This window comes from Streptomyces sp. NPDC050988 (genome assembly GCF_044456225.1).
In the GTDB taxonomy this organism is placed as follows: domain Bacteria; phylum Actinomycetota; class Actinomycetes; order Streptomycetales; family Streptomycetaceae; genus Streptomyces.
The window spans coordinates 54,409-79,703 of the sequence record NZ_JBITFQ010000022.1 but is presented as its reverse complement, the minus strand read 5'-3'; the positions used below and the strand labels follow the sequence as shown (position 1 = coordinate 79,703).

Sequence of the window (25,295 nt, the reverse complement as noted above, 5' to 3'; positions counted from 1 at the left end):
ACGCGAGCCGAAATCGGCAGCCGGGGAAATCAGCTGCCACAGAGGGGACAGACAGAACAGGAAAAGAAGGGACAAGACGGCGGGCGGAGGTCCGGCGTCCTCCGCCCGCCGCCGCTCAATCGCCCTGCGCGCCGGATCGCGCCGGCAGTTCCTTGATCCGGATGTCACGGAAGGACACCTGGTCCTCGGCTCCGTGGTTCTGGATCCCGACATGACCGTCGCGCAGGCTGCGCGCCGGATCGGTGTTGGTGAAATCGTTGATCTTCACGCCGTTGAGCCAGACGCGGAGTCGTTCGCCCTCCACGCGGATCTCGTACGTGTTCCACTCCCCCGGCGGGTTCAGCGCACGGTCGCGCTTCCCGATGTCGGCGGACTGGAAGCTGTACACGGCCCCGGTGGTGCGGTCGGGGGCGTCGGACGCGTCGATCTGGACCTCGTAGCCGTTGTTGACGGCCGACCAGGGGTCGTCGGAGGCCGGGAAGCCGACGAACACACCGGAGTTGTCGTCCCCGGAGGCACTCGCCATTCTCCAGTCGAGTTTCAGCGAGTACGAGCCGAGGCCGCGGTCCGCGTACCAGAGCATGCCCAGGCCGCCGGACGACGTGAGTGTGCCGTCGTCCGAGAGCGAGAACGAGCCCGGTCCGGCCTGCTTCCAGTCCACCAGCGACTCGGCGGTCCCGTCGAAGAGGGGTGAATACCCCTTCTCCGGGCGGCAGTCGGCCTCCGCGGCGCCGACGGCCCACCGGATACCGCCCAGCAGATGCTGCCGGAAGGCGGGATCGGCGTACGACTCCTTGGTGTGACCGCTGCCGGTGTAGAAGGCGCGGCCGCCCCGGTACTCCTGGCACCAGGCGATCGGATGGTCGCCGCTCATCGTGCCGCCGCTGTACGACGACTCGTCGAGCGAGGCCAGGATGTGGGCCCGGTCCCGGGGATTGGAGCGGTAGTTGTACCACTCGTCCGTACGGTTCCAGGACTCCCCGAGGTGCGAGGTGGCCGGGTGTGCCCGGTCCTCGACCTCGATCCGCGCGGGCTGGATCGCCGGGTGCGACTGGAAGTAGGCGCCGGCGAGGCCGCCGTAGAACTCCCAGTCGTACTCGGTGTCGGCGGCCGCGTGGATGCCCACGTAACCGCCGCCGCGCTTGATGTAGCCCTCGAAGGCCCGCTGTTGGGCCCCGTTGAGGACGTCCCCGGTGGTGGAGAGGAACACCACGGCGTCGTACCGGGAGAGGTTGCGCGAGGAGAAGGCTCCCGCATCCTCGGTGGCGTCCACCCTGAACCCGTTCGCGGCGCCGAGGCTCTTCACCGCGGCGACCCCTTCGGGGATCGAGTCGTGCCGGAACCCGGCGGTCTTGGAGAACACCAGGACCCGCTCACCCTCCGAGGGCTTCTTCGACACGGAAGTCCCGGACGGCGCCGACGAGTCGGAGGAGGATCCCTTCGACGCCGCCGGCCCCGACACGCACCCGATGAGCAGGGCGGCGCCGACGACAGCGGTCACTGTTCGGCCAGTTGCTCGCATGGCGCACCTCCCTCAGCGGGTTGTGAAGGTGAAGTCGTCCACGTCGTACAGGGCTCCGGTACCGCTCCCCTTGAAGACGAGGTAGAGCGTGGTGGTGCCGCGCGGCGCGTTCCTCAGATTGGCGCTGACGTCCTGGAAGTTCTCCCAGCCGCCGGTCACCGGGACGGTCGCGGTGCCGAGCAGGCGGCCGGTGGGCGAGCCCGCGCGGACCTCCAGCTTGCCGCCGGTGCCGCCGGAGGAGATGCGGGCCGTGATCTTCGTGGCGTTGCTCAGGACGTACGGCTCGAAGGAGATCCAGTCGCGGTTGTTGATGTCACCGACGGTCCTTCCGCCGTGTGCGGTGGCCTTCGTCTGGATCGTGACGCCCTCCGACTTGCCGTAGTGCTCGGCCTGCCGGTGCCTGGGCTGGACGACGTTCTGGTCGTGCGTGGTGAGGGCCTCCTGGCCGCCGCCTCCGTTGTCGGTGTACTCCGCGTCGAAGACACCGAAGATGTTCGCGTCCTCGTCGTGGCCGCCGTCGGCGCTCGTCTGGATCGTGCCGGAGCAGCCGTTCGCGGTGGTCAGCGGGTGGCCGTGGCTGTCGTGGCCAAGGACGAAGCTGACCTTCACCTTGGCGCAGTCGATCGACCTGCCGTCCTCCGGGTCGGTCACCCTGACCTTGAAGGGCACGGCGTCACCGAAGCTGAACAGCTGTCCGTCCTCGGGGAGTTGGAGGGTCACCTTCGGCGCGGTGTTGCCGACGACGACCCGGACGCTCGCGCTGCCGGTCCGGCCGGTGGCGTCCTTCGCGGTCAGCGTCGCCGTGTAGGTGCCGTTCTTCTTGTACGTGTACGTGGGGTTCGCCGCCGTCGACGTGCCGCCGTCGCCGAAGTCCCAGCTGTACGTGAGGGCGTCACCGTCGGCGTCCGTGGTGCCGGCCGAGGAGAACTTGACCTTCAGCTTCGCCTGTCCCGAGGTGCGGTCGGCCGCCGCCTGTGCCACGGGCGAGTGGCCGTCGGTTGCGTTCTCGATCCGGTAGAGGGCCGAGTTCTCGTCGCCGCCGAACCACGCGAGGCCGTAGTCGAGGACGTACAGCGCTCCGTCCGGGCCGAAGGCCATGTCCATCACCTGGGTGCCGGTCCACGGCACGTCGTTGATGGCCTGCACGGTGCCGCTGTCGTCCGACGCGATCCGCTTGATCCAGCGTCGGCCGAACTCGCCGGCGAAGAAGTCCCCGTCGTACGCCTCCGGGAACTTGACCGGGGAGGCGAGCGAGGCGTCGTAGTCGTAGACCGGGCCGCCCATCGGGGACTCGGAGCCACTGCCGAACTCGGGCACGGAACCGCCGTCGTAGGGGATCCACGCGGTCTGGGCCGGGGGCAGATCCGTCAGGCCCGTGTTGTTGGGCGAGGTGTTCTTGGGCGCGGAGCAGTCGAAGGAGGCCCCCGACGCGCCCGTGCCGAAGTCGTAGTCCACGTAGGCGTCGTTGTCGCCCGTGCAGTACGGCCAGCCGAAATTGCCGGGCTCGGTGACGCGGGCGAACTCGACCTGGCCGGCCGGGCCGCGCGCGGGGTCGGCGGCACCGGCGTCCGGGCCGTAGTCGCCGACGTAGAGGATGCCGGTCTTCTTGTCGACGCTGAAGCGGAACGGGTTGCGGAAGCCCATCGCGTAGATCTCGGGCTTCGTCTTGTCCGTGCCGGGCGCGAAGAGGTTGCCGTCGGGGACCGTGTACGAACCGTCGGCGTTCACCTTGATGCGCAGGATCTTGCCGCGCAGGTCGTTGGTGTTGCCGGAGGTGCGCTGCGCGTCGAAGACGGGGTTGCGGTTGGCGCGCTCGTCGATGGGCGTGTAGCCGTCCGACTGGAACGGGTTGGAGTCGTCACCGGTCGACAGGTAGAGGTTCCCGGCCGCGTCGAAGTCGATGTCCCCGCCCACGTGGCAGCAGATGCCGCGGGTCGCCGGGACGTCGAGGATCTTCTTCTCGCTGGCGTTGTCGAGAGTGCCGTCGGCCTTCAGGACGAAGCGCGAGAGCCGGTTGACGCCGTCGAAGGGCGCGAAGTCGGCCGCGGTGCCCGTCTCGGGGGCGTCGCCCGCCGGGGTGTCGAGCGGCGGGGCGTAGTAGAGGTAGATGAAGCGGTTGTCGGCGAAGCCGGGGTCGATGCCGACGCCCTGGAGGCCTTCCTCGTCGTGCGAGTAGACGGCGAGCTTGCCCGCCAGCCTGGTGTTGCCGGCGCTGTCGGTGATCCGCAGTTCGCCGTCGCGCGAGGTGTGCAGGACCGAGCGGTCCGGGAGGACGGCCAGCGACATGGGCTCGCCGACCTCGGGTTCGCCCTTGGCGAGGGTGACCTGCTGGAAGTCCTCGGCGGCCGCGGGCGCGGCCGGCGCGGCGGCCGGGTCGGCGACGGCGGCGCCCGCCGGCGGTGCGGCCAGGGTGAGCGAGGCACCCGCGAGGAGCGCTCCGGTGAACAGGGCGAGCGCCTTGCGCAGTCGGAGTCTCGGGCGTCGTCTGTGGCTCTCGGTTCTGGTGGTGCTTATGTGGTCGTTCCCGTGCACGGAATGCCTCCAGAGTGGGGCTGGTTGTACATGCGGGTGCGATGCGCCGGGGTGCGCCGTCACCCCGGAACGAACTCTGTGAGGGGGGTGGCTAGTCGTTGCCGCCGAACGCCGCGTCGAAGGACGCCGTCGGAGGTTCGAAGTCGTAGGCCTTCAGCCGGGTGAGTGCCTCGGGTGCGCCCTGGAGGCGGTCCATGCCCGCGTCCTCCCACTCGACCGAGATGGGGCCCTTGTAGTCGATGGAGCGCAGCATCCGGAACACGTCCTCCCAGGGGACGTCGCCGTGGCCCGCGGACACGAAGTCCCAGCCGCGGCGCGGGTCGCCCCACGGCAGGTGGGAGCCGAGCCGTCCGTTGCGGCCGTCGAGGCGCTTGCGGGCCTCCTTGCAGTCCACGTGGTAGATCCGGTCGCGGAAGTCCCACAGGAAGCCGACCGGGTCGAGGTCCTGCCAGACGAAGTGCGAGGGGTCGAAGTTCAGCCCGAAGGCCGGCCGGTGGTCAACGGCCTCCAGCGCGCGCTGGGTTGTCCAGTAGTCGTACGCGATCTCGCTGGGGTGGACCTCGTGCGCGAACCGCACGCCCTCGGTGTCGAAGACGTCGAGGATGGGGTTCCAGCGCATGGCGAAGTCGTCGTAGCCGCGCTCGATCATCGACTCGGGGGCGGGCGGGAACATGGCGACCAGGTGCCAGATCGCGGACCCGGTGAAGCCGATGACGGTGTCGACGCCGAAGGCCGCCGCGGCGCGCGCGGTGTCGGCGATCTCGGCCGCCGCCCGCTGCCGTACGCCCTCGGCCTCGCCGTCTCCCCAGATACGGGAGGGCAGGATCGCCTGGTGGCGCTCGTCGATGATGGCGTCGCAGACGGCCTGGCCGACCAGGTGGTTGGAGATGGCCCAGCACTTGAGGCCGTACTTGTCGAGCAGTTCCCTGCGCGAGTCGAGGTAGGTGGAGTCCGCGAGGGCCTTGTCGACCTCGAAGTGGTCGCCCCAGCAGGCGAGTTCGAGCCCCTCGTAGCCGAAGTCGCGGGCGAGCCGGCAGACCTCTTCGAGCGGCAGGTCGGCCCACTGGCCGGTGAACAGCGTGAAGTTGCGCGGCATGGGACTGGCCCTCCTCTAAGCGGGACTGGTGAAGTCCGGTGCGGTACAGCGCCCCATGAGGGGCGCGGGGAACTGCGCGACCAGCCCCCGCCGGTCCGCGGCAAATGAACCGCGTGTCCAGCGGAGCGCTCAGCTCGCGATGGGGGTGTAGACGGAGTTCTTCTCGGCGCTCTCCTCGACCGCCGCGAGGACGCGCTGCACCTGCAGCCCGTCGGCGAAGGAGGGCAGCGGCTGCGCGCCGTCCGCGATCGCGTGCACGAGGTCGCGGGCCTGGTGGGTGAAGGTGTGCTCGTAGCCGAGGCCGTGGCCCGGCGGCCACCAGGCCTCCAGATAGGGGTGGTCGGGTTCGGTGACGAGGATGCGGCGGAAGCCGGCGTGGGTGCCGGGCTCGGTCGCGTCGTGGTACGAGAGTTCGTTGAGGCGTTCCAGGTCGAAGGCCAACGAGCCGTTGTCGCCGTTGAGTTCGATGCGCAGGGAGTTCTTGCGGCCGGTGGCGAACCGGGTGGCCTCGAAGGACGCGAGGGCGCCCGAGGCGAACCGTCCGGTGAACAGGGCTGCGTCGTCGACCGTGACGGCCCCGAGTTCGCTGCCCCCGGCTGCCGAGAGGCCGCTGGAGGATCCGGACAGCAGCGGCCGCTCCCGTACGAAGGTCTCGGTGAGCGCGGACACTCCCACGACCGGCTCCCCCGCCACGTACTGGGCGAGGTCGACGATGTGCGCGCCGAGGTCGCCGAGCGCTCCCGAGCCCGCCGTCTCCTTGCGCAGCCGCCAGGTGAGCGGGAACTCCTTGTCCACCAGCCAGTCCTGAAGGTATGTCACCCGGATGTGCCGCAGGGTGCCGAGGCGCCCCTCGGCGACCATCTTCCGGGCGAGTGAAGTGGCGGGCACCCGGCGGTAGTTGAAGCCGACCATCGCCACCTGGCCGCGCTCGGCGGCAGCTTGGGCGGCCTCGGCCATCGCCTCAGCCTCCTCGACCGTGTTGGCGAGGGGCTTCTCGCACAGCACGTGCTTGCCCGCGGCGAGCGCGGCGACGGCGATCTCGGCGTGGCTGTCGCCGGGAGTGCAGATGTCGACCACGTCGACGTCCTCGCGGGAGATCAGCGCCCGCCAGTCGGTCTCGGCGGCCGCCCAGCCGAGCCGGTCGGCCGCCGCTCGTACGGCTCCCGCGTCACGGCCGCAGACGGCGGCGAGGACCGGTCGGCGTGGCAGGTCGAAGACACGGCCCACGGTGCGCCAGCCCTGTGAGTGGGCGGCGCCCATGAACGCGTATCCGACCATGCCCACGCCCAGGGGCGGCCTTCCGGCCGCTGCCCCGGCCTGTGCCTCGTCGGGCTGCTGCGGCTGTCCCATGCGGAGGTCCTCCTCTTCGTGGTGGCGCGGTGGGGGGTGTCGTGCGGGGGCGCTCCGCGGGGTGCGTGGGTTGTCTGCGGGTCCGTTGTGGCTGGTCGCGCAGTTCCCCGCGCCCCTGACGGGGCCGCCCCTGATGGGGCGCCCCTCGCGGGCACGGACTACTTGAAGCCTGTGGGCAGGTACTGCTTGACGTTGGCCTTGTCGACGACCGCCGAGTAGAGGGTCAGGGACGCCGGGATCTCGAACTCGGCGAGGCCGCCGATGCCCTTGCTCTGGCCGAGGGCGCGGGCGAGGTCGATCGCGGACGCGGCCATGGTGGGCGGGTAGAGGACGGTGGCCTTGAGGACGCTGTTGTCCGACTCGATGGCCTGCATGGCGGACAGGGCGCCCGCGCCGCCGACCATCAGGAAGTCGTCGCGTCCGGCCTGCTCGATGGCGCGCAGGGCGCCGACCCCCTGGTCGTCGTCGTGGTTCCACAGGGCGTCGAAGTTCGACTGGGCCTGCAGCAGCTGGGACATCTTGGCCTGTCCCGACTCGACGGTGAACTCGGCGGCCTGACGGGCGACCTTCTTGATGTTCGGGTAGTTCTTGAGGGCCGCGTCGAAGCCCTGCGTGCGCTGCTTCGTCAGCTCCAGGTTGTCGAGCCCCGCGAGTTCGATGACCCGGGCGCCCTTCTTGTCCTTGAGCTGCTCGCCGATGTAGTGGCCGGCGTTGAGGCCCATGCCGTAGTTGTCGCCGCCTATCCAGCAGCGGTACGCCTGCGGGGAGTTGAAGATCCGGTCGAGGTTGACGACGGGGATGCCCGCGCGCATGGCCTGGAGGCCGACCTGGGTGAGCGCCTTGCCGTCGGCGGGCAGCACCACCAGGACGTCGACCTTCTTGTTGATCAGCGTCTCGATCTGGCCGATCTGCTGGGCGGTGTCGTTGGAGCCCTCCGTGATCTCCAGCGTCACGTCCTTGTACTTCTTGGCCCGGCTCTTGGCGTTGTCGTTGATCGCGTTGAGCCAGCCGTGGTCGGCCTGCGGGCCGGCGAAGCCGATGGTGACCTGCTTGCCGGGCTTGTCGTCGGCTGCGGGCTGGTCGTTGGAGGCCGGCTCGTCGTCGGATTCGTTGCTGGTGCAACCGGCGAGGAGGACACCGGCCGAGACGGCGGCGGTGCCGAAGAGCAGTCCTCTGCGGCTCGTGATCTCTGGCATGGCGGTGAACCCTTTCCTCAGGTCGTGCTGGCGGTACGGCGCTGGACGAGCACGGCGGCGACGATGATCGCGCCCTTGGCGATCTGCTGGACGTCGCTCTGCAGGTTGTTCAGGGCGAAAATATTGGTGATCGTGGTGAAGATCAGGACTCCGAGCACCGAGCCGACGATGGTGCCGCGTCCCCCGGTGAGCAGGGTGCCGCCGATGATCGCGGCGGCGATGGCGTCGAGTTCGTACAGGTTGCCGTTGGTGTTCTGGCCCGAGCCGGACAGGATGATCAGCAGGAAGGCGGCGATGCCGCAGCACAGTCCGGACAGCAGGTAGAGGTAGAGGCGCTGGCGGCGTACGTCGATGCCGGCGAGCCGGGCCGCCTCCGCGTTGCCGCCGACGGCGACCGTGCGGCGGCCGAAGGTGGTGCGGTTGAGCACGAGCCAGCCGATGATCGTCACGACCGCGAACACCATGACGAGCGGCGGGACGCCGAGGACGTAGGAGTCGCGCTCACCGAGGTCGAGGATGCCGTCGACGGTGACGACCTGGGTGTTGCCGTCGGTTATCTGGAGGGCGAGGCCGCGGGCCGAGGCGAGCATGGCCAGTGTCGCGATGAACGGCACCATGGTGCCGTACGCGATCAGCACGCCGTTGACGAGGCCGCAGCCGACGCCGACGATCACCGCCGTGAAGAAGATTCCGACGAAGCCGTAGTCCTGGGTTGCGACGGTCGTCGCCCATACCGAGGCGAGTGCGACGATCGCGCCGACGGAGAGGTCGATGCCGCCGGAGATGATGACGAAGGTCATGCCGACCGTGACGACACCGATCACCGAGGCCTGGGTGAGGACGAGTTGGAGGTTGCGGGTGTCGAGGAACTCGTCGGGCTTGGTGATGCCCCCGATGAGGATCAGGGCGGCGAGCACACCGAGCAGCGAGAGCGTGCGGACGTCGGCACGGGCCACGACCGCCCGCCACGGACTGGGGTCCACCTGTGGTGACAGCTTCGGGGTGTCGTCCCGGGGCGGGGACACGGGCTGCGTCATGACGCCGGGCTTCCTTCCATGACGAGGTCGAGTACGCGGTGTTCGTCGAGCTCCCGGGCGGGCGCCGTGTGCACGACCCGGCCCTCGCGGAGCACCAGGACGCGGTCGGCGAGGCCGAGGACCTCGGGTACTTCGCTGGAGACCAGGAGCACGGCCAGGCCTTCGTCGGCGAGGCGGCGGATCACGGCGTACAGCTCGGCGCGGGCGCCGACGTCGACGCCGCGGGTCGGTTCGTCGAGCAGCAGCACCCGGCAGCCGCGCAGCAGCCAGCGGGCCAGTACGGCCTTCTGCTGGTTGCCGCCGGAGAGGGTGCGCACAGGGGCGGACGGATTGTCGGGGCGCAGTGACAGTTCGCGGGTCGCCTTCTGCGCCGCGTTCCGCTCGGCACTCCGGTCGAGCCAACCCCCGTACGAGAAGCGGGACATGGAGGACACCGAGACGTTCCGGGTGACGGACTCCAGCATCAGCAGGGCCTGTGCCTTGCGCTCTTCGGGGGCGAGGCCAAGTCCGGCGCGGACGGCGGCGCGTACGCTGCCAGGCTTCAACCGCTTGCCGTCGACGAGGACTTGACCCGTGCTGGGCTTGCGGGCGCCGTAGATGGTCTCCAGGATCTCGGAGCGGCCGGAGCCGACGAGTCCCGCGAGGCCGACGATCTCGCCGGGGCGCAGGGTGAGGTCGAGCGAGGCGAACTCACCGTCCCGGGCGAGGCCTTGGACCTCCAGCACCGGGTCGGGCAGCGCCTGGTGCGTGGGCCGCTCCGGGAAGACGTACTCGACGTTGCGCCCGGTCATCAGCGCGACGACCTCGCGGGTCGGCGTGGACTTTGCGGGCAGTCCGCCGGCCACCGCCCGGCCGTCCTTCAGGACCGTGACCCGGTCGCCGATGCGGCGGATCTCCTCCAGCCGGTGGGAGATGTAGACGACGGCGACGCCCTCCGCGGTCAGGTCGCCGACGATGCGGAAGAGGTTGTCGACCTCGTCGGGGTCCAGGGCCGCGGACGGTTCGTCCATGACGATGAGGCGTACGTCGTGGGAGAGCGCCCGGGCCATGGAGACGATCTGCTGCTGGGCGGCGGACAGGTCACCGACGAGCCGCGCGGGATCGATCTCGGAATGCCCAAGTCGCTTGAGTAGAGCGCCAGTTGAGGCTTTGGCGTCCTTGCCGCGTACGACGAAGCCGGCGGTCGTCGGTTCATGGCCGAGGTAGACGTTCTCGGCCACCGACAGGTGCTCCACCAGGTCGAGTTCCTGGTAGATGGTGGCGATGCCGAGGCGCATGGCGGCGATGGGCGAACGCAGGATGACCTGTTCGCCGCGCCAGGTGATCGTGCCGTCGTCCGGCTGGTGGGCGCCTGCCAGGACCTTGATGAGCGTGGACTTCCCCGCGCCGTTCTGGCCGAGCAGGCAGTGCACTTCGCCGGTCTGGACGTCGAGGTCGACGCCGTCGAGGGCCCGGACACCGGGGAACGACTTGGTGATGCCGGACATGGTGAGCAGGGGTGGTTCTGGAGCCATGACGGTTCCCCTCGGCGTGCGGGCCGGTCTCAGGGCAGGGCGGAGTGAGGGCAGGGCGAAGCAGGGTGTGTGCTATGAGGTGATGTGAGGCGTGGTGCGGGAGCGCCTCGGGAAGAGGCGCTGCTCTTGCGGCTCGGGAGAAAGTTGCGCTCTTGCGGCTCGGAGATGTGGCGCTCGTGCGACTCGTGGAGATGGGGCGCTCGTGCGACTCGTGGAGAAGTGACGCTGTTTTGCGGCTCTGGAAGCAGGCGTTACGCGGGTGAGAAGAGGTGGTCGCTGATGAGCCGGGCCGCGCCGATGACGCCGGCGGTGGGGCCCAACTCCCCCAGGACAATGGGCAGGTTGCCGGTCGCCAGGGGCAGCGACTGGCGGTAGACCTGGGTACGGATCGCGGCGAGCAGGGTGTGGCCGAGTCCGGTCACCCCGCCGCCGATCACCACCAGGCCCGGATTGAAGAAGCTGACGAGTCCGGCGATGACCTGGCCGGTGCGGTTGCCGCCCTCGCGGATCAGATCGAGCGCGGTGGCGTCGCCCGCGGCGGCCGCGGCGGCGACGTCGACGGCGCTCAGGGCGCCCGCCGCCGCCAGCCGTGCCGCAAGTTCCTGGGAATGCCCCTGCTGGGCGGCCTCCGTGGCGTCGCGGGCGAGCGCGGCGCCACTGAAGTGGGCCTCCAGGCAGCCCCGGTTGCCGCACGCGCACGGGCGGCCGTCCGGCACGGCCTGGATGTGGCCGATGTCGCCCGCGCTGCCCGTCGTACCGCGGTAGACCTCACCGCCGACGACGATCCCGCAGCCGATACCGGTACCGATCTTGACGCAGAGGAAGTCGCCCACGGAACGGGCCACGCCCGCGTGCTGCTCCCCCATCGCCATCAGGTTCACGTCGTTGTCGACCATGACGGGGCAGCCGAGGTCCTGACTCAGCGCCTCGCGGACCGGGAACCCGTCCCAGCCCGGCATGATCGGCGGGGCGACCGGAACACCCTCGGGGAAACGGACCGGACCGGGTACGCCGATGCCGGCGCCGTCGAACCCCTCCGCGAGCCCCGAGGCCCTCAACTTCGCTGCCATGGACAGGACTTGCTCGAAGACCGCGACCGGGCCCTCGCGTACGTCCATGGGCTGGTTGATGTGCCCCAGCACCTCCAGCTCCGCGTTGGTGACGGCGACATCGACCGAGGTGGCGCCGATGTCGACCCCGAGGAAGCGCAGCGCGGGAGCGAGCCGGATGTTGTGGGAGCGGCGGCCGCCGCGCGAGGCGGCGAGTCCGTCGGCCACCACGAGGCCCGTTTCCAGCAGCCGTTCGACCTCGACGGCCAGTTTGGACCGTGAGAGGTCCACCTGATCGCCCAGCTGGGCCCGCGAGTTGGGACCCCCGTCACGCAGCAGCCTGAGCAGCCGCGCCTGGTGGGCGTTTCCGGGTCGCGCCGTCATGCGTCTCACGAGCCCCTCCCCGCCTCATCGGCACCGCCGTCGTTGGCTTTCGAGTGGAACGTAGCAGCGGCTGCCCGAGCTGGGAAGAAGTTGCGCACGAATTACTGACCACTTCTTCCACTCAGAGGACAAAGCGAGTTGGGGCGGTGGCCACGCGCGGAACGACACAGCAGGATGGGCACCCTGTGCTCCGGGCTGCCGTGGCCCGGGGCGGGAGAGGGGGGACCCATGATCCTGGTGACGGGTGCCACGGGGAACGTCGGCGCCGGTGTGGTGCGCGCGGTGACCGCCGCGGGTGAGCCGGTGCGGGCGATGACCCGTTCGGGCGAGGGGGCCGGACTGCCGCAGGGTGCCGAGGGGGTGGCCGGCGATCTCAACCGCCCGGAGACCGTGCGGGAGGCGCTCGACGGGGTGCGGGCCCTGTTCCTGATGCCCGGGTACGAGGGCCAGCGGGCCGTCCTCGCCGACGCGCGGGCCGCGGGTGTCGAGCGGGTCGTGATGCTCTCCGGAAAGTCGGCGGCGATCGACGACGGAAACGCGGTGACCCGCTATATGCGGGCGTCGGAGGACGGGGTGCGCAAGTCCGGACTCGCCTGGACCTTCCTGCGTCCCGTGAGCTTCATGTCCAACGCGGTATCGCTCGCGGACCAGATACGCAAGGGCGACGAGGTGCGTGTGCCGTTCCCCGGCGTCCGCACGGCGGACATCGATCCGTACGACATAGCCGAGGTCGCCGCCCGGGCCCTCCTCTCGCCCGAACACGCGGGCCACGTCTACACCCTGACGGGCCCTCAGTCACTGCTGCCCGCCGACAGGATCGCCGTCCTCGGTGAGGTGCTGGGCCGCGAACTGCGTACCGTCGGCCTCTCGGACGAGGAGGCCCGCGAGGCACTGGGGGCCGCCTTCCCGGCCCCGTACGCCGAGGCGTTCCTCCGCTTCTTCGCCGACGGGATCCTGGACGAGTCCCAGGTCCTGCCCACGGTCGAGGAGGTCACGGGCCGCCCACCACGCACGTTCCGCGAGTGGGCAACGGAACACGCGAACGCCTTCTGACGCCCCCTACCTCCGAAACGGGGAGCCCCTTAAGGGGCGCGGGGAACTGCGCGCCCAGCCACAACGGACCCGCGGCTGCGCAAGCTCACCTGCAGTGGGCACTCAGTCGCGAGGGCGGGCGTGATAAGTCCGGCGGGTGTGCTCCGTGTGGGCACGCATGACCTCGGTCGCCCGCTGCTCGTCGCGGGCGGCGATCGCGGCGATCAGGTCGCGGTGCTCGATCCAGGACTGGTGGCCGCGCTGCCGGGCGACCGGCGTGTAGTACCAGCGGACCCGCCGGTCGACCTGGGCGGCCAGTTCGGCGAGGACCGTGTTGCCGGCGAGCTCCATGACCTTCGCGTGGAAACGGGCGTTCATCGCGACCGCCCCGTCCACGTCGTCGGCGCCGACCGCCTCCTCGCCCTGGGCGCACAGCTCCTCAAGAGCGGCGATTCCGGCCGTGCCCGTGTTGGCCGCCGCCAGCCGGGCGGCCTCGGCCTCCAACAGCGTGCGTACCGTGAGGAGTTGGTCGGCCTCGGCCTCCGTCGGTTCGTGCACGAAAGCGCCCTGGGCGGGCCGCAGATCGACCCATCCCTCGGTGTTCAGCCGCTGCAGCGCCTCGCGCACGGGCTGCCGGGAGACCCCGAGGTGCCCCGCCAACTCGCTCTCGACCAGATGCTGGCCGGGCTGCAGGGCACGTGTCGTGATCAGTTCTAGCAGCGCTTCGTAGACACGGTCCCGGAGCGGTCCCGGCCGTTCGAGCTTGGGCACCGACCCCTGCGGCAGTCCGGTCGACAACATCGCGGTCCCCCTCCTGGGCAGTGGCGGCGTGCGCGCCGGCAGCACGACAGCACAGCAGCACGACAGCCTCGAAGCCAGTATCAATTGTCTTTCGTCTACAGTCTACGGCGCACAATGGCCAGGCCGGAGGGGAGTTGGCCTCGTCACACGCCCGTCGCGAGGGGCTCGCTCGACGGCATACGCGCACGTCACGGGCAGCGGATGACCTGTCCCGCGTACGAGAGGTTGCCGCCGAAGCCGAAGAGCAGGACCGGGTCGCCGGTGGAGATCTCGCCGCGTTCGACGAGCTTGGACAGCGCGATCGGGATGCTGGCGGCGGAGGTGTTGCCCGACTCGGTGACATCGCGTGCCACGACCGCGTTCACGGCACCGATCTTCGCGGCGAGGGGCTCGATGATCCGCAGGTTGGCCTGGTGCAGCACGACCGCGGCGAGTTCCTCGGGGGTCAGGCCGGCGCGCTCGCAGGCCGCGCGCGCGAGGGACGGGAGCTTGGTGGTCGCCCAGCGGTAGACGCTCTGGCCCTCCTGCGCGAACCGCGAGGGGGTGCCCTCGATGCGTACCGCGTGTCCCATCTCGGGCACCGAGCCCCAGAGCACGGGCCCGATGGCGGGCTCCTCGGCGGCCTCGACGACGGCGGCCCCCGCCCCGTCCCCGACAAGCACACAGGTCGTACGGTCCGTCCAGTCGGCCACGTCGGACATCTTGTCGGCGCCGATGACCAGCACCCGGGTCGCGGCACCCGCGCGGACGGCGTGGTCGGCGGTGGCCAGGGCATGCGTGAAGCCCGCACAGACGACGTTGACGTCCATGGCGGCGGGCGACGGGATGCCGAGGCGGGCGGCGACCCGGGCGGCCATGTTCGGCGACTTGTCGACGGCGGTGGAGGTGGCCACCAGGACGAAGTCGATGTCGTCGGGGGCGAGGCCGGCGGCCGCCAGGGCCTTGGCCGCCGCGTGCGCGGCCAGCTCGTCGACCGGTTCGTCGGGGCCCGCGATGTGCCGCGTACGGATGCCCACCCGGCTCGTGATCCACTCGTCGCTGGTGTCGACCAGTTCCGCCAGGTCCTCGTTGGTGAGGATCCTGGCGGGCTGGTAGTGGCCGACAGCGGCGATGCGCGAGCCGTTCATGGGCGGTCCCCTTTGTTGCCTGGGTAACGGGACTCACCAGTCTGATCAGGTACTCACGGGTACGAGGGCACGTGATGCCACAGGATTGGTGTGCCACCCTTGTCGGCTTCTGTCAGGCCCTCGGACACCCGAACACCTACCCTGTGAACAATTGGGTGGCCTTCTGCACCAGCTCGTACAGACCATAGGCCAGCGGCGCCCCCACCCAGAGCCAGGCGAAGGCGATCAGTGGGCGGCGGTCGGGTGTGGCGCCCTCAGGCGGACTGCTGTCGCTCGTGGACATCGGAGGCCTCCCTCTGGGCGGGGATGTGATGGCGGGCGTTGACCGGGCGGACCAGTTCGTTGGCGACGAAGCCGATCACGAGCAGCCCGATCATGATGATCAGTGACACTCCGTAGAGGGACGCTCCGGATTTGCCGGCCTCCTCCTGGCGGTCCGCGATCCAGTTGACGATCAGCGGTCCGAGGACTCCGGCGGTCGACCAGGCGGTGAGCAGCCGCCCGTGGATCGCGCCGACCTGGTAGGTCCCGAAGAGGTCCTTGAGATAGGCGGGGATGGTCGCGAAGCCGCCTCCGTAGAAGGAGAGGATCACCAGGGCGCAGCAGATGAACAGCGGCTTCGAGGAGTCTCCGACCCAGGCGATGAGGGCGTACATCAGCGCGCCGACGCCCAGGTAGACGCGGTAGATGTTCTTGCGCCCGATCAGGTCGGACGTCGACGACCAGCCGATACGGCCCGCCATGTTCGCCGCCGAGAGCAACGCGACGAACCCGGCCGCCGCCGACACCGAGACGGGTGTGGAGGTGTCCGAGAAGAAGTCCGTGATCATCGGGGCGGCCTTCTCCAGGATGCCGATGCCCGCGGTCACGTTCATGCAGAGCACCACCCACAGGCACCAGAACTGCGGCGTGCGGATGGCGCTGTTCGCGGAGACCTGTACGCCTTCGAGTGGCGCCGGAGCGCCGTCGGCCGCGGTCTTCGTGGGGCGCGGCACGCGGACCAGGAACACGCCGAGGGACATGAACAAGGCGTACGTCAGTCCGTGCACGAGGAATGCCTGGGCGATGCCGGAGCTGTCGGAACCGAAGGACTCCAGCATCTGCGCGGACCACGGCGAGGCGATGAGCGCGCCGCCACCGAAGCCCATGATGGCGATGCCGGTGGCCATGCCCGGCCTGTCCGGGAACCACTTGATGAGCGTGGAGACGGGCGAGATGTAGCCGATGCCCAGGCCGATGCCGCCGACGAATCCGTAGCCGAAGACGATCAGCCAGTACTGCTCGGTGGCGGCGCCGAGCGCGGAGAGCAGGAAGCCCGATGAGAAGCAGATCAGGGCGACCGTCATCGCCCAGCGCGGGCCGTTGCGCTCGACGAGTGTGCCGCCGAACGCGGCGGACAGGCCGAGCATCACGATGCCGAGCTGGAAGGGCAGGGCGCTCTGGGTGCCGCTGAGGTCGAGCGCGGACTCCAGGGACGGCTTGAACACGGACCAGGCATAGGCCTGTCCGATGGAGAGGTGGACCGACAGGGCCGCGGGCGGGACCAGCCAGCGGCTCCAGCCCGGTGGGGCTACAGGGGGACTCATGATCCCGGACGATAGGAACCGGTCGGCCGGTTGGGAAGACGGCCACACGAACGCGTATCCCGTGTGCGGTGAACGGTATGCGGTGCGCGACGAACGGTCGGTTCGGTCCGACGAACGGCATTCGGGCGCTGCGCTCATCGGGACGTGGCCGAACTCGACTGCTCCACCAAGGGTGTTCGGGGCGCGACGCTCTGCGAACTCCTGAGCCGTGTCCGGCGATACCTGGTGGATCCCCGAAGCCTGTCGCAGGTGCTGCGCGAACCCTTGCTGCCCCAACTCCCATACTGTAGACAATATTCAGTCGACATGGTTCAACGCTGTTCAGCGTCTCCTCGGTACCCTCGACCGAACGGAGCCCCTCCCGTGAAAGTGGCAGTTCTCGGCGCCGGTGCTATCGGCGCCTACGTCGGTGCCGCGCTGCATCGCGCGGGTGCCGATGTGCACCTCATCGCCCGTGGACCGCATCTCGCGGCCATGAGGCAGCACGGAGTGCGAGTGCTCAGCCCGCGCGGCGACTTCACCGCGCGGACGCACGCCACCGACGACCCGGCCGAGGTCGGCCCGGTCGACTTCGTCTTCCTGGGCCTGAAGGCCAACTCGTACGCGGCGTGCGGGCCGCTGATCGAGCCACTCCTGAACGACACGACAGCGGTGATCGCCGCTCAGAACGGCATCCCCTGGTGGTACTTCCACCGGCACGGCGGCCCGCACGACGGCCACCGGGTCGAGAGCGTGGACCCGGGCGGCGCGGTCAGTGCGGTGATCGCGCCCGAACGGGCCGTCGGCTGCGTCGTCTACGCGGCGACCGAGCTGGAAGGACCGGGCGTCGTCCGCCACTTGGAAGGCACCCGGTTCTCCATCGGGGAGCCCGACCGCTCGGTCTCGAGGCGCTGTGCGGCGTTCAGCGAGGCCATGGTCGCGGGCGGACTCAAGTGCCCCGTCGAGCCGGACCTGCGCAACGACATCTGGCTCAAGCTGCTCGGCAATATCTCCTTCAACCCCATCAGCGCCCTGGCCCGCGCGACCATGCGGCAGATGTGCCTGCACGGCGGTACGCGCCGGGTCATCGAGATCATGATGACCGAGACGCTCGCGGTCGCCGAGGCGCTCGGCTGCGAGGTGGGCGTCTCCATCGAACGGCGGCTGGCCGGCGCGGAGCGCGTCGGCGACCACCGCACCTCGACGCTCCAGGACCTGGAGCGCGGCAAACCGCTCGAACTCGACGTGCTGCTCGCCGCCGTCGTCGAACTCGCGGAGATCACCGACGTCCCGGTGCCCACGCTCCGTACCGTCCACGCCATCTCGGACCTCCTCGCCCTGAGGACAGCCGCATGAGGACCGCCGCATGAGGACCCGCCGCATGAGGACCGCCAAAAGCACCCGCATGAGGACCGTGAGGACCACCGCATGAGGAAGCGCGACCGAACTCCCAAGACTTACACCCGACTTGAGTATCCGCTGGTCCGCGACTCGCGCGACGAGCCCTTCCGCAGGGCGAGTTGGGACGAGGCCCTGGACCGCGCCGCCCGGGGCCTCGGCGCGGCACGCGACGCGTTCGGCATGTTCTCCTGCGCCCGCGCGACCAACGAGATGAACTACGTGGCGCAGAAGTTCGCCCGCGTGGTCATGGGCACCAACAACGTCGACTCCTGCAACCGGACCTGTCACGCGCCCAGCGTGGCGGGCCTGTCGGCAGCCTTCGGATCCGGCGGCGGGACCTCCTCGTACGCGGAGGTCGAGCACTCCGACCTCATCGTGATGTGGGGCTCCAACGCCCGCTTCGCGCACCCGATCTTCTTCCATCACGTGCTGAAGGGGATCAGGAACGGCGCCCGGATGTACGCGGTCGACCCGCGCCGCACGTCCACGGCCGAGTGGGCGGAGAGCTGGCTCGGGCTGAACGTCGGCACGGACATCCCGATGGCGCACGCGATCGGCCGCGAGATCATCCGGGCGGGGCTGGCCAACGACGCGTTCATCGAGCGGGCGACCACCGGCTTCGAGGAGTACAAGCAGCTCGTAGAGCCCTGGACGTTGTCCCTCGCCGAGAAGGTGACGGGCGTACCGGCCGCCGCGATACGGGAGTTGGCGCACGCCTACGCCCGCGCCGAGCGCGCCCAGCTGTGCTGGACGCTCGGCATCACCGAGCACCACAACGGCACGGACAACGTCCGCGCGCTCATCAACCTGTCGCTCCTGACGGGCCATGTCGGGCGGTTCGGCTCGGGATTGCAGCCGCTGCGCGGGCAGAACAACGTGCAGGGCGGCGGCGACATGGGCGCCATCCCGAACCGGCTGCCCGGCTTCCAGGACATCCTCGACCCGGACACCCGGCTGAAGTTCGAGACCGCCTGGGACACCGTCATCCAGCCCCACTACGGGATGAACCTGACCGAGATGTTCGAGGCCATGGAGGAGGGCACGCTCAAGGCCGTCTACTGCATCGGGGAGAACCCGGCGCAGTCGGAGGCCGACAGCGAGCAGGCGGTACGCCGTATGCGCGCCCTCGACTTCCTCGTCGTCCAGGACATCTTCCTGACGAAGACGGCCGAGCTGGCGGACGTCGTCCTGCCCGCGACGGCCGGCTGGGCCGAGACCGAGGGCACGACGACCAACAGCGAGCGGCGCGTTCAGCGGGTGCGCCGGGCGGTGATCCCGCCCGGTGAGGCCCGCGAGGACATCGACATCCTCTGCGACCTCGCCGCACGGCTCGGGCACGAGTGGAAGTACGCGGACTCCGAGGCCGTCTGGAACGAGTTGCGGTCGGTGTCCCCGGACCACTTCGGGATGACGTACGAGCGGCTGGAGGAGCACCAGGGCATCCAGTGGCCGTGCCCGGAGACGGACCGACTCGAACCGACCTATCTGCACGGCCGGTTGTGGGCGTCCGACCCGGCCGAGCGGGGCCGGCTCGCGCCCTTCGGGCTGGTCCAGCACGATCCGCCGGTCGACCTGACGGACGAGGAGTACCCGATCCGGCTGACCACCGGGCGGCGGCTCGACTCGTACAACACCGGGGTGCAGAGCGGCGGTTTCGCCTCGCCGATGCGGCGCGGTGAGTACGTCGAGCTGTGCCCGGAGGACGCGGAGCGCTACGGCGTGGTGGTCGGCGAGGAGGTCCAGGTCTCCTCGCGGCGCGGGGCGGTGGTGGCGCCGGTGTGGATCGACACCGCGCTGCGGCCCGGGCTCGCGTTCATGACCATGCACTTTCCCGACGAGGTGGACACCAACCAGCTGACGATCGAGGCCAATTGCCCGATCGCGGGCACGGCTGAGTTCAAGGCGTCGGCGATCCGGATCGAAAAGCTGCCGGTTGCTATTCAAGTGAGGTGATGTGTGGTGGACCTGCGCTTCGGTGACAGCAAACCGACGGACGAGGAGCGGGCGGCCATCGACACGCTGCTCGGTCCTCCGGAGTCTTCGTGGGAGGGCGCCGACCGTTCCGACGCCGACCTGAGGTGGGCACGCGGCGGGCGTGAGGCCCGGGAACGCCGTGACCTGCTGTTGCCGGGGCTGCACGCCGTCAACGACCGGATCGGCTGGATCAGTGAGGGCGCCCTCGACTACCTCTGCCGACGGCTGACCGTGCCGCCGGCGGAGGCCTACGGGGTCGCCACCTTCTACGCGATGTTCTCGGTGAAACCGCGGCCCGCGACGGTCCTGCACGTGTGCACGGACCTCGCGTGCGCGGCGGCCGGGGCATCGGAGCTGTGCGCGGGCGTCGAGGCCCGGCTCGGCCTCGGCAGCGGTGTGAGCGTCGAGCGCAGCCCCTGCCTGGGCCTGTGCGAGCGCGCTCCGGCCACGCTGGCCATCAAGGCCGGCGATCCCGTGCGTACGGCCGTGTCGGCGCCCGCGACCGTCGAGCGGGCCGTGCTCGCGGCGAGCGCGCCCGACTCGGCGCCCGAGGAGCCGCCGGCGGCCCTGGCGGTACCGCAGGCGGGCCGGGCGGGCCGTGAGGAGCTCGTGCTTCTGAGCCGCGTCGGCGTGGTCGATCCGGTCTCGCTGGACGATTACCGGGCGCACGGCGGCTACACGGCCCTGCGGCAGGCCTTCGCGATCGGCCCCGCCGGGGTCATCCGCGAGGTCACGGACGCAGGCCTGGTCGGGCGCGGCGGCGCCGCCTTCCCCACCGGCCGCAAATGGCAGGCCACGGCATCGCAGCCCGACCGTCCGCACTACCTCGTCTGCAACGCCGACGAGTCCGAGCCGGGCACCTTCAAGGACCGCGTGGTCATGGAGGGCGACCCGTACTCCCTCGTGGAGGCGATGACGATCGCGGGCTACGCGGTCGGGGCGCACAAGGGCTATCTGTATCTGCGCGGCGAGTACCCGAGGGCACTGGAACGCATGGAGCACGCCATCGGACAGGCACGCGCGCGTGGGCTGCTCGGCGACGACGTGCTCGGCCAGGGGTACGCCTTCGACATCGAGATCCGGCGCGGCGCGGGCGCGTACATCTGCGGCGAGGAGACCGCCCTCTTCAACTCCATAGAGGGGTACAGAGGAGAGCCCAGGTCGAAACCGCCCTTCCCCGTAGAGAAGGGTTTGTTCGGCAAACCCACTGCCGAGAACAACGTCGAGACGCTGATCAACGTGCTGCCCATCCTCACGATGGGGTCGCAGGCGTACGCCGCGATCGGCACCGGCAAGTCCACCGGACCGAAGCTGTTCTGTGTGTCGGGCAGCGTGGACCGGCCCGGCATCTACGAGCTGCCGTTCGGCGCGACGCTCGGCGAGCTGCTGGATCTCGCGGGCGTACGTAAACGTTTGCGCGCGGTGCTGCTCGGCGGCGCGGCCGGCGGTTTCGTACGGCCCGACGAGTTGGACATCCCGCTCACCTTCGAGGGGACGCGGGAGGCGGGCACGACGCTCGGCTCCGGGGTCGTGCTGGCCTTCGACGACACTGTGCCGCTGCCGCGTCTGCTGCTGCGGATCGCCGAGTTCTTCCGCGACGAGTCCTGCGGGCAGTGCGTGCCGTGCCGGGTAGGGACCGTGCGCCAGGAGGAGGCGCTGCACCGCATCGTCGACCGGACGGGCGCGGCGGCGGCCTCCGACATCGCCCTGCTCCGCGAGGTGGGCCGCGCCATGAAGGACGCCTCGATCTGCGGTCTCGGGCAGACCGCGTGGAACGCCGTGGAATCCGCCATCGACCGCCTGGGGGCGTACGAATGACCTTGATACCGCTGGGGATCCCCCGCCGTCTGCTGGAGTTCACGATCGACGGTGAGCCCGTGCGGGCCCCGGAGGGGTCGACGCTCCTCGACGCCTGCCGGTCGGTGGGCAAGGACGTCCCGACCCTCTGCCAGGGCGACACCCTCACCCCCAAGAACGCCTGCCGCGTCTGCGTCGTCGAGGTCGAGGGCTCGCGCACCCTCGTCCCGGCGTGCTCCCGCAAGGCCGAGGCGGGCATGCAGGTGCGGACGGACAGCGAGCGCGCCCGCCACAGCCGCAAAATCGTCCTCGAACTCCTCGCGTCCTCCGTCGACCTGTCGACCACACCGGAGGTCGCCGGGTGGCTCAAGGAGTACGAGGCGAAGCCCGACCGGTTCGGCCCGGACGCGGCCCGTCTCAACGAGGAGCCGAAGGTCGACAACGACCTGTACGTGCGCGACTACGACAAGTGCATCCTCTGCTACAAGTGCGTGGACGCCTGCGGCGACCAGTGGCAGAACACCTTCGCGATCTCGGTCACCGGGCGCGGCTTCGACGCCCGGATCGCCGTCGAGCACGACGCCCCACTGACCGACTCGGCGTGCGTGTACTGCGGCAACTGCATCGAGGTGTGCCCGACGGGCGCGCTGTCGTTCAAGTCCGAGTTCGACATGCGGGCGGCGGGTACGTGGGACGAGCCGGCGCAGACCGAGACGACCACGGTGTGCGCCTACTGCGGAGTGGGCTGCAACCTCACCCTGCACGTGCAGGACAATGAGATCGTGAAGGTCACCTCGCCGCACGACAACCCGGTGACCCACGGCAACCTCTGCATCAAGGGCCGCTTCGGCTACCAGCACGTACAGAACCGGGACTGATCAGGACATGGGACGAGTCACGGAACGACGCAAGGTGATCCGCATCCGGGACGGGGCGGTCTCCGCCCGTCCGGACACGCTCGTCGCGGAGGAGCCACTGGAGATCCGCCTCAACGGCAAACCCCTCGCGATCACGATGCGCACCCCGGGCGACGACTTCGCGCTCGCGGCGGGCTTCCTGGTCAGCGAGGGGGTGCTGGGCGCGGCCGAGGAGCTGCAGAACATCGTCTACTGCGCGGGCGCCACCGTGGACGGCTCGAACACGTACAACATCGTCGACGTGAGGACCGCGCCCGGCGTCGTCATCCCCGACATCACCCTCGAACGCAACGTGTACACGACCTCGTCCTGCGGCCTGTGCGGCAAGGCGAGCCTGGACGCGGTCCGTACGACCGCCCGCTGGTCGATCGACGACACGGCGGGCGACACGGCTCCCCCGGTGCGGCTCGAACCCGAACTGCTCGCGAGCCTCCCCGACCGGCTGCGCGCGGCGCAGCGCGTGTTCGACCGGACCGGGGGTCTGCACGCGGCGGCGCTGTTCACCGAGGACGGCGAACTCGTCGACATCCGGGAGGACGTGGGCCGGCACAACGCGGTCGACAAACTGGTCGGCCGCGCCCTGCAGAACGGCTCGCTGCCGCTCTCCCGCACGATCCTGCTCGTCTCGGGCCGGGCGTCCTTCGAGCTGGCCCAGAAGGCCGTGATGGCGGGCATCCCGTTCCTCGCGGCCGTCTCGGCGCCGTCCTCGCTCGCGGTGGACCTGGCCGCCGAGTCGAACCTGACGCTGGTCGGCTTCCTGCGGGGCACCTCCATGAACGTGTACGCGGGCGAGCACCGCATCGCCCTGCGGGCCACGGCCACCCAGGGCTGACCGGTCTCCCCGCTGCACGGCGGCGGGGCCCCCTTCCGGCGGGGAGCGCCCCCTGCGCCGGAGGGGCCCTGCTGTTTCAAGTGCTCGGTTCGCCTCCGGGGCGCAAAAGCCTGTGTCGAGACCGCGACCGTGCTCGACCCGCCTTGGCAGGCCCCCTTGCCCGTCAGCCCCTTGCGAAGCGCACGTCATCGGCCGTGACGACCGTGCCCAGGCGTGGGAAGTCCAGCTTCACCGAGGCCTCGTGTTCGGGGCCGGTGAGGGCGGCCATGGCGTTCTCGACGAAGACGAGGTCGTAGCCGAGGTCGCCGGCGGCGCGGGCGGTGGACTCGACGCCGAGGTTGGTGGCGATTCCACCGAACACCAGTGTGGAGATGCCGTGTTCGCGGAGCCGCTCGTGCAGCCCCGTGCCCTGGAAGCCGCCGATGGTCCGCTTCACGATCTCGACGTCGCCCTCCGCCGCGAGCCCCGCTACCAGACCGCTGCCGGGCGGCTGCTCGTGGACACCGGGCCGCTCCACGCGCACGAGTACGACGAGCGCGCCCACCTGCCGGAAGACGGCCGCCAACTCCTCAGCGACGGCGAGGACTTCGATCCCCTTGTGGGGCTCCAGGGGCAGTCCGACGATGCGGTCCATCAGGTCGACGAGCACGAGGGCGGTGTGCGCGGGGTCGAGGGCCAGGCGGGGTTCCATGTCCGGTGCGTTCATGACGGAACGTTAGCCCGCATCAGCCGTCCGTACCGGAAATCCGGATCAACAGGCCCGTGAACTGCTCGGGTTGGACCCGTTCGTCGCCAACCGGTGGTACAGCCGGATATGACGCTCCATCAGCACCCGTCCGGAGGTACGACCGGGGCGGGCGCGTACCCCGCAGGCACTTGCCTCGTTGCTCCGGACAACCTCGAACGGGCCCCGTAGGCACGGCCCGTCGTCCAGGTAGGAGGCAGTTACTTGGATGCCGGCACCACCCTGCTCGGCTCATTACTTGCCTGCGCGGGCGTGCTGGGCGCGGCCGTCGTGGCGTACTTGGGGAAGCGGGGCGAGAACGCCCTGAACGGCTACTCGAGCCTGACCGAGAAGCTCCAGTCCGAGCGCGACCGCCTTGAGCGCCAGATCGCCGAACGCGACACGCGCATCGACGAGTTGTCGACGATGCACACCGCCGACCAGTCGGAGATCGCCCGTCTGCGACTCGACATCCACCGACTGGGAGGTGCGCCGTGACCCGGTTCCAGCGGCTGCTCGCCCTGCGCTGGCGCAGCGTCTTCCTCGTCTGCGTGCTGATCGCGCTCTGCGGCATCGCGGTCATCCTGTGGGCGCGGATCGACGCCGGTGACCGCCGGGCCGACGAGTTGCGCGCCGAGGCCGACCGGCGCGGCGAGGCCGTGTCGACGCTGGCGCAGGACGTACGCGATCTGCGCGCCCAGGTCGAGGCCGGCGGCGGCACCCCGGCGGCACCCGATCCGTCCGACGCCGTCGACGACCTGCTCGACCGCGTGCGCGTACCGGCCGCCGCCCCCGGCGAGCCCGGCGCCAAGGGCGACCGAGGCGCGACCGGAGCGGGCGGTGCACCCGGTCCCGGCGGTCAGCGCGGACCGCGCGGCGAGAGCGGCCCGCCCGGACCGTCGGGCTCCCCCGGCCCGGCCGGACCCTCCGGAGAGCCGGGCGAGCCGGGTCCCGCGGGCGCCGACGGCCTGAACGGGGCGAACGGCGCGGACGGCGCGGGGGGCGCCGCAGGGCCGCCCGGTTCCGACGGGGCGCCGGGCTATCAGGGCCCGAAGGGGGATCCCGGCCCCAAGGGCGAGAAGGGCGACCCCGGCCCCTCCTGCCCAGACGGCTACACCCTCCAGGCACCCGCGGGCGACCCGGACGCCCTGGTCTGCCGCCGAAGCGGCGGAGCCGCCCCCGCCCCCGAACCCGCGGGGCTCCTCCCGGTGCCGCCGCCGCTGCTCCGACGGAGGGAACTCGCCTAGCCCGGCCCGCGTCGTCGCCCGCCCGCGGCACCCGGTGTTCCACAGTCGCCGGGCACGCTCCCGGGACCACGGAACGGACCCGCCCGACCACTGGAACGCGAACCGCCCGACCGCCGAGGGGAGGCGCACACCACCAAGCGGCACCGAGCCCTCGTCCGCCGTGCGCCAACTTCCTCCGGCACGACCCGTGCACGCTTC

20 protein-coding genes are annotated in these 25,295 nt (G+C 70.4%); 8 read left to right on the top strand and 12 right to left on the bottom strand.

Annotation, left to right across the window (positions count from 1 at the left end; genetic code table 11):
• Positions 1-115 precede the first annotated feature (115 nt).
• The 8 genes from ACIBEI_RS34320 to ACIBEI_RS34285 form a co-directional block, all read right to left on the bottom strand.
• Positions 116-1,522, bottom strand: a complete 1,407-nt coding sequence (locus tag ACIBEI_RS34320) for a ThuA domain-containing protein (protein WP_398894210.1) — start codon at positions 1,520-1,522, stop codon at positions 116-118.
• A gap of 12 nt (positions 1,523-1,534) precedes the next feature.
• Positions 1,535-4,054 (bottom strand): PQQ-dependent sugar dehydrogenase, encoded by a 2,520-nt coding sequence (locus ACIBEI_RS34315; RefSeq protein ID WP_398894208.1) that lies wholly within the window; start codon positions 4,052-4,054, stop codon positions 1,535-1,537.
• Positions 4,055-4,145: 91 nt separating this feature from the next.
• Entirely contained in the window at positions 4,146-5,150 is a 1,005-nt protein-coding gene (locus ACIBEI_RS34310) for a sugar phosphate isomerase/epimerase family protein (RefSeq protein WP_398894207.1), read from the bottom strand.
• A gap of 129 nt (positions 5,151-5,279) precedes the next feature.
• A complete protein-coding gene (locus ACIBEI_RS34305) occupies positions 5,280-6,500 on the bottom strand; it encodes a Gfo/Idh/MocA family protein (protein WP_398894206.1) in 1,221 nt (406 codons plus the stop codon).
• A gap of 158 nt (positions 6,501-6,658) precedes the next feature.
• Complete coding sequence (locus ACIBEI_RS34300) at positions 6,659-7,696, bottom strand: substrate-binding domain-containing protein (RefSeq protein WP_383944889.1); 1,038 nt, start codon at positions 7,694-7,696, stop codon at positions 6,659-6,661.
• Positions 7,697-7,713: 17 nt separating this feature from the next.
• Positions 7,714-8,733, bottom strand: a complete 1,020-nt coding sequence (locus tag ACIBEI_RS34295; protein ID WP_398894205.1) for an ABC transporter permease — start codon at positions 8,731-8,733, stop codon at positions 7,714-7,716.
• Entirely contained in the window at positions 8,730-10,247 is a 1,518-nt protein-coding gene (locus ACIBEI_RS34290) for a sugar ABC transporter ATP-binding protein (RefSeq protein WP_398894203.1), read from the bottom strand. The genes ACIBEI_RS34295 and ACIBEI_RS34290 overlap by 4 nt, the downstream gene beginning before the upstream one ends.
• A 251-nt stretch (positions 10,248-10,498) precedes the next feature.
• Positions 10,499-11,680, bottom strand: coding sequence for an ROK family transcriptional regulator (locus ACIBEI_RS34285; RefSeq protein WP_266507014.1), 1,182 nt, complete (start codon positions 11,678-11,680; stop codon positions 10,499-10,501).
• A 228-nt stretch (positions 11,681-11,908) separates the two neighbouring features.
• On the opposite strand from ACIBEI_RS34285, the gene ACIBEI_RS34280 reads away from it, so the two are divergent.
• Entirely contained in the window at positions 11,909-12,733 is an 825-nt protein-coding gene (locus ACIBEI_RS34280) for an NAD(P)H-binding protein (protein ID WP_398894201.1), read from the top strand.
• A gap of 102 nt (positions 12,734-12,835) precedes the next feature.
• Here ACIBEI_RS34280 and ACIBEI_RS34275 read toward each other — a convergent pair whose 3' ends face one another.
• The 3 genes from ACIBEI_RS34275 to ACIBEI_RS34265 all read right to left on the bottom strand — a co-directional run bounded on the left by ACIBEI_RS34275 (position 12,836) and on the right by ACIBEI_RS34265 (position 16,226).
• Positions 12,836-13,513: a GntR family transcriptional regulator gene (locus ACIBEI_RS34275; RefSeq protein ID WP_055616771.1), complete on the bottom strand. Its 678-nt coding sequence runs from the start codon at positions 13,511-13,513 to the stop codon at positions 12,836-12,838.
• Between the two features lie 188 nt (positions 13,514-13,701).
• The gene (locus ACIBEI_RS34270) at positions 13,702-14,640 is read right to left on the bottom strand and encodes a beta-ketoacyl-ACP synthase III (protein WP_189840978.1); all 939 of its coding nucleotides are present in this window, start codon (positions 14,638-14,640) and stop codon (positions 13,702-13,704) included.
• Between the two features lie 254 nt (positions 14,641-14,894).
• Positions 14,895-16,226, bottom strand: coding sequence for an OFA family MFS transporter (locus tag ACIBEI_RS34265; RefSeq protein WP_398894198.1), 1,332 nt, complete (start codon positions 16,224-16,226; stop codon positions 14,895-14,897).
• A 363-nt stretch (positions 16,227-16,589) separates the two neighbouring features.
• On the opposite strand from ACIBEI_RS34265, the gene ACIBEI_RS34260 reads away from it, so the two are divergent.
• The 5 genes from ACIBEI_RS34260 to fdhD all read left to right on the top strand — a co-directional run bounded on the left by ACIBEI_RS34260 (position 16,590) and on the right by fdhD (position 23,126).
• On the top strand, positions 16,590-17,561 hold the full coding sequence (locus tag ACIBEI_RS34260) for a 2-dehydropantoate 2-reductase (RefSeq protein WP_398894197.1): 972 nt from the start codon (positions 16,590-16,592) through the stop codon (positions 17,559-17,561).
• Positions 17,562-17,633: 72 nt separating this feature from the next.
• Positions 17,634-19,559: a molybdopterin oxidoreductase family protein gene (locus ACIBEI_RS34255; protein WP_398894196.1), complete on the top strand. Its 1,926-nt coding sequence runs from the start codon at positions 17,634-17,636 to the stop codon at positions 19,557-19,559.
• Between the two features lie 6 nt (positions 19,560-19,565).
• Positions 19,566-21,398: an NAD(P)H-dependent oxidoreductase subunit E gene (locus ACIBEI_RS34250; protein WP_398894325.1), complete on the top strand. Its 1,833-nt coding sequence runs from the start codon at positions 19,566-19,568 to the stop codon at positions 21,396-21,398.
• Positions 21,395-22,255 (top strand): 2Fe-2S iron-sulfur cluster-binding protein, encoded by an 861-nt coding sequence (locus tag ACIBEI_RS34245; protein WP_398894195.1) that lies wholly within the window; start codon positions 21,395-21,397, stop codon positions 22,253-22,255. The genes ACIBEI_RS34250 and ACIBEI_RS34245 overlap by 4 nt, the downstream gene beginning before the upstream one ends.
• Before the next feature lie 7 nt (positions 22,256-22,262).
• The gene (fdhD, locus tag ACIBEI_RS34240) at positions 22,263-23,126 is read left to right on the top strand and encodes a formate dehydrogenase accessory sulfurtransferase FdhD (protein ID WP_398894193.1); all 864 of its coding nucleotides are present in this window, start codon (positions 22,263-22,265) and stop codon (positions 23,124-23,126) included.
• Positions 23,127-23,289: 163 nt separating this feature from the next.
• On the opposite strand, the gene ACIBEI_RS34235 is transcribed toward fdhD, so the two are convergent.
• A complete protein-coding gene (locus tag ACIBEI_RS34235) occupies positions 23,290-23,817 on the bottom strand; it encodes an isochorismatase family protein (protein WP_398894324.1) in 528 nt (175 codons plus the stop codon).
• A gap of 258 nt (positions 23,818-24,075) precedes the next feature.
• Between ACIBEI_RS34235 and ACIBEI_RS34230 the strand changes: the two genes are divergently transcribed.
• Both ACIBEI_RS34230 and ACIBEI_RS34225 read left to right on the top strand, forming a co-directional pair.
• On the top strand, positions 24,076-24,348 hold the full coding sequence (locus ACIBEI_RS34230) for a hypothetical protein (RefSeq protein WP_055616762.1): 273 nt from the start codon (positions 24,076-24,078) through the stop codon (positions 24,346-24,348).
• The gene (locus ACIBEI_RS34225) at positions 24,345-25,097 is read left to right on the top strand and encodes a collagen-like protein (RefSeq protein WP_398894192.1); all 753 of its coding nucleotides are present in this window, start codon (positions 24,345-24,347) and stop codon (positions 25,095-25,097) included. Before ACIBEI_RS34230 ends, ACIBEI_RS34225 begins: the two co-directional genes overlap by 4 nt.
• Positions 25,098-25,295 lie beyond the last annotated feature (198 nt).

Coding starts and splice junctions, on each gene's coding strand:
- ACIBEI_RS34320 (WP_398894210.1), bottom strand. CDS start 1,522: ATGCGAGCAACTGGCCGAACAGTGACCGCTGTCGTCGGCGCCGCCCTG.
- ACIBEI_RS34310 (WP_398894207.1), bottom strand. CDS start 5,150: ATGCCGCGCAACTTCACGCTGTTCACCGGCCAGTGGGCCGACCTGCCG.
- ACIBEI_RS34305 (WP_398894206.1), bottom strand. CDS start 6,500: ATGGGACAGCCGCAGCAGCCCGACGAGGCACAGGCCGGGGCAGCGGCC.
- ACIBEI_RS34300 (WP_383944889.1), bottom strand. CDS start 7,696: ATGCCAGAGATCACGAGCCGCAGAGGACTGCTCTTCGGCACCGCCGCC.
- ACIBEI_RS34295 (WP_398894205.1), bottom strand. CDS start 8,733: ATGACGCAGCCCGTGTCCCCGCCCCGGGACGACACCCCGAAGCTGTCA.
- ACIBEI_RS34290 (WP_398894203.1), bottom strand. CDS start 10,247: ATGGCTCCAGAACCACCCCTGCTCACCATGTCCGGCATCACCAAGTCG.
- ACIBEI_RS34285 (WP_266507014.1), bottom strand. CDS start 11,680: ATGACGGCGCGACCCGGAAACGCCCACCAGGCGCGGCTGCTCAGGCTG.
- ACIBEI_RS34280 (WP_398894201.1), top strand. CDS start 11,909: ATGATCCTGGTGACGGGTGCCACGGGGAACGTCGGCGCCGGTGTGGTG.
- ACIBEI_RS34275 (WP_055616771.1), bottom strand. CDS start 13,513: ATGTTGTCGACCGGACTGCCGCAGGGGTCGGTGCCCAAGCTCGAACGG.
- ACIBEI_RS34270 (WP_189840978.1), bottom strand. CDS start 14,640: ATGAACGGCTCGCGCATCGCCGCTGTCGGCCACTACCAGCCCGCCAGG.
- ACIBEI_RS34265 (WP_398894198.1), bottom strand. CDS start 16,226: ATGAGTCCCCCTGTAGCCCCACCGGGCTGGAGCCGCTGGCTGGTCCCG.
- ACIBEI_RS34255 (WP_398894196.1), top strand. CDS start 17,634: ATGAGGAAGCGCGACCGAACTCCCAAGACTTACACCCGACTTGAGTAT.
- ACIBEI_RS34245 (WP_398894195.1), top strand. CDS start 21,395: ATGACCTTGATACCGCTGGGGATCCCCCGCCGTCTGCTGGAGTTCACG.
- fdhD (WP_398894193.1), top strand. CDS start 22,263: ATGGGACGAGTCACGGAACGACGCAAGGTGATCCGCATCCGGGACGGG.
- ACIBEI_RS34235 (WP_398894324.1), bottom strand. CDS start 23,817: ATGGAACCCCGCCTGGCCCTCGACCCCGCGCACACCGCCCTCGTGCTC.